Raw genomic sequence first — 3,818 nt, forward strand, 5'->3', positions numbered from 1 at the left:
AAAACCAAATAAGACCATATTAAACCATATTTTGAGTGCAAATTGAGTGCAAATTTTTTGTATCTTTAAATATGAGGACAAACATTACACTTTCCATAGACGCCAGACGAAAACGAAAAGATGGCACCTGTCCCATTATTTTTCGATTGAGCCATCATCGAAAAACAATTTCCATCCCAACTGGGTTCGCCATTCCTCTCGAATATTGGAATGAGAGGGATCGTGAAGTTAAAAAATCTTTCAAAGGTGTGTCTTCCGTTTCACGATTAAATAACCTTCTTGCCAAGAGAAAAACAGAATTAAGGGATGGGATAAACGAGTTAGAAGCAAGTGGCCGCCTGAAAGGATTAAGCGTAACTGATCTTAAATACACATTAATTAAACCCGCCAAAACTATTTCCTTTTTCGATTTTGCACAGCAATTAATACATGAAATGGAAGAGGCTAATCGGTTCGGTAATGCAAGAGCCTATAAATGCGCCCTTGGACCATTGAAGAAGTTCAACAAAAAAGAGTTTCTGCGTTTTGAAGAGATCACCTACACCTATCTTAAACGATTTGAAACAGCTCACTTAAAAAAAGGCAATGGGTTAAATGGGTTAGCCATGTATATGAGAACCTATAGGGCCATATATAATAAAGCCATTCATCGCGGGATTGTATCACCGGATTCCTATCCCTTTAAAAAATATAAGATTAAATCCGAGCCAACGGCCAAACGCGCCATCAGTAAAGAAAAGATTAGGCGTATCTTGGACTTAAAATTAGAGGTAGAATCTCCATTATTCAATGCAAGGAACTATTTTTTGTGCTCCTACCTTATGAACGGTATTTCATTTATTGATATGGCTTTTTTAAAAGTGGAGAATATCCTAGATGGACGCATTCAGTACCGCAGGCAAAAAACCGCAAGACATTACGATATTAAGGTAACTCCACAGTTATCCTCTATTATGGATCACTATTTAAAAGGCAAGAACAAAACTGCCCATATATTTCCAATAATAAAGCGCGAGGGAATCCGTGATCAACATAAGGACATCCAATGGGAAAGATTACGCTATAACAAACGCCTAAAAGAGATTGCCGAACTTTGTAAAATTGAAGAACGTCTAACAAGTTATGTAAGTCGTCACTCCATGGCAACCAATCTAATCCTCAATGATGTTCCAATCAACGCACTAAGCAAGATGCTTGGGCACAGTGATATTAGCACCACGGAAATCTACATTAAAGATCTTCCGACGCATATTTTGGACGAATATCAGGAAAGACTAAGCGTGTAAATTTATTTGTCTAGTTCTGGGCCATATAAGCCCTAAATATAACCCACAAAATGGGTATGTTTGAGCTATATTCACTATATATATAGCTCATGGCTCGAAAAATTTGGAATTGGGAAAAAGTGGAATGGCCAATTTTCTCATATAATGAAAAAGATATCGCTCATTTGGAACACCAATTTTCTCAACTTACCGGTACTGTTATCGGTGCTCTTAAACATTTTGAAACCGAAGAAAAAAACAATTTTCTTGTAGAATTGCTTTCGAACGAAGCTATGAAAACCTCGGAAATCGAAGGGGAGTATTTGAATAGGGACAGTATCCAATCATCGATCAAGAACAGTTTGGGATTGACCACGGACAGGCGTAAAGTGCCTCCTGCCGAGTATGGGATTTCGGAGATGATGGTAGCTCTATATCAAAACTATGATACGCCTTTAACGCATGAAGAGCTTTTTCATTGGCATATGTTGATAACGAATGGTAGACGTGATCTGACCGATATTGGCAGGTACCGGACCCATGAAGATCCTATACAGGTTGTTTCTGGTCGATTAGATAGACCAACGGTACATTTTGAAGCTCCTCCATCGGAAATTGTTCCCGAAGAAATGGATAATTTTATGATATGGTTCAACAAGGCGCACCAAAGCACTGAAATTTTGCCCCTTGCGAGAGCTGGATTAGTACACTTGTACTTTGTTTGCATCCATCCCTTCGAAGATGGCAATGGACGGATCGCAAGAGCATTGACTGAAAAATCGCTAGGAGTAAGTATTGGACAACCCGCTTTAATTTCACTTTCCAAAACCATTGAGTCCAACCGAAATGCATATTACAAGGCATTGGAAGCCAATAATAAATTTCTTGAGGTAACGGACTGGTTACATTATTTTGGTCAAACCATAATCCAAGCACAAAAAGAAACCTTAAAGACAATTGACTTTATTATTGAAAAGGCCAAGTTCTATGACCGCTTTGCTTCCAAAATGAACCTACGACAGGCTAAGGTGGTAAAAAGACTTTTTGAGGCAGGACCTACAGGTTTCATCGCGGGATTAAGCGCGGACAACTATACCAAAATAGCTAAAACCTCTGCATCCACGGCAACGAGGGATTTGGGAGATTTAGTTGGAAAAGGTATACTGATCAAGACGGGGGAATTAAAAGGTACGCGCTATTGGCTCCAACTCAAGCAATCGTAATTAAAATAAAGATTTAAGTTTTCGTCCTAAATTAATTAGATAAAAAAAGCACCATATAACTTCTTTATTAATTTAAAAGGACCCATAGATTATAACTTTAATTTCGGAATTTATACTACTTAAACCTACATCCCAAGCCAATTCCCTTTGTATTTGGAATAATCTGTAAGCTCGTCCTTAAACCCGTTATAGGCTTCTTCCTCTTGGGAGGTAGTAGGGTCCATGAGCGTTTCCAAGGCGTTATAACCTGCCTGGAGCATATTGGCCTGTATTTGGCGGTCCCGCTCCGTGGCAACGGCTACCAAAGCTTCCTTGAATCCGTTTGCCATATGGTGATCCACTAGTTCGGGTGGTAAATTGGGGGTTATCCTGTCCAACACGTAACTATATGCCGCCTGTTTATAAAGTCCACGTTCCATTAAGTGGCCCATCCAAAGGCTTTTTAAATTGTCCTGTCCTTGGGCTATCAAATGATTTAGGATGAGCGGCTGAGTGGCTATGGCACTGGGAAGCTCAGGGGACGATTGCAAATAGTCCTGCATTTTCGTTGAAAGCGATACGGTTACCTTATACTTGGAATACAGCGAGCCCACCTGGAGTTTTCCACCCTGCTCTTCAAAATAAAAGCCCCTGGCATTGAAAAAAGCGATGTAGTCCTTGGGGGATTTCTCAAAACCCGCCTGCATTCGTTCGGCATACCGATGGTAGACCTGCAGGGCCAAGGTATCGAAACGCTCCCTAAAGGTTGGGGCCATAGCGTGATAGAGCTTGGGAAATACCATAGGTAGAAATATGGCGGTGGGACTTGGTCTAATCTCTTTGACGGATCTGTCATGCAGCAGCCCTTCCAACAGCTTTTCGTTTTCGCGTACAAAACCAGGAGGGGTATACGGGTTTACGCCCGACTGTAGTAAGTCTTCGCCCAGATCGATCGGTACTTGGTGGAACTTGGAATTCGCATAGGTCAGTATGCCCTCATGGTGTCGTACGCCCAGACTTTGGAGAAGAACACCAAGGACCTCCCTTTGGTCCAGGGTACGTTGGAACAGCTGATCCCTAGTCCGCAGAATGAGATCGGCCTTCTTTTGCAATTCCTGCTTTTCCTTGTTATAGGCGGAGGTACATAGCTCCTCGCTGAAAGGATGGTAGTGGGAGTCGATCAACTTCCATAAGGTTCGGTTATCGGTATGCAGGTATTTTGTAAGGAAGAGAAAGCGCTCCGATTTCATCATTTCCCTAACCAAAACATCTAGGGGCGTTCTTAGGATATGCTCCGAGAACAGGGGCTTGTATCGCAAATCTCGATAGATCTTTTGGAAGGCTTCCCTTA

General features: G+C 41.4%; 3 protein-coding genes. 2 read left to right on the top strand and 1 reads right to left on the bottom strand.

Annotated features, from left to right (window positions below; all coding sequences use genetic code 11):
* The first annotated feature begins 71 nt into the window (after positions 1–71).
* Positions 72–1,286 (top strand): site-specific integrase, encoded by a 1,215-nt coding sequence (locus tag F1E73_RS16530; RefSeq protein WP_086477459.1) that lies wholly within the window; start codon positions 72–74, stop codon positions 1,284–1,286.
* An 89-nt stretch (positions 1,287–1,375) separates the two neighbouring features.
* On the top strand, positions 1,376–2,488 hold the full coding sequence (locus F1E73_RS16535) for a Fic family protein (RefSeq protein ID WP_150452596.1): 1,113 nt from the start codon (positions 1,376–1,378) through the stop codon (positions 2,486–2,488).
* Positions 2,489–2,613: 125 nt separating this feature from the next.
* On the opposite strand, the gene F1E73_RS17685 is transcribed toward F1E73_RS16535, so the two are convergent.
* Positions 2,614–3,818, bottom strand: a 1,205-nt coding sequence (locus tag F1E73_RS17685) for a hypothetical protein (RefSeq protein ID WP_191089052.1), incomplete at its 5' end; no start/stop codon positions are given.

Source organism: Arenibacter lacus (genome assembly GCF_008711145.1).
GTDB classification, from domain to species: domain Bacteria; phylum Bacteroidota; class Bacteroidia; order Flavobacteriales; family Flavobacteriaceae; genus Arenibacter; species Arenibacter amylolyticus.

What these genes read in the sequence shown, in the direction of transcription:
- F1E73_RS16530 (WP_086477459.1), top strand. Translation starts at nt 72, where the DNA reads ATGAGGACAAACATTACACTTTCCATAGACGCCAGACGAAAACGAAAA.
- F1E73_RS16535 (WP_150452596.1), top strand. Translation starts at nt 1,376, where the DNA reads ATGGCTCGAAAAATTTGGAATTGGGAAAAAGTGGAATGGCCAATTTTC.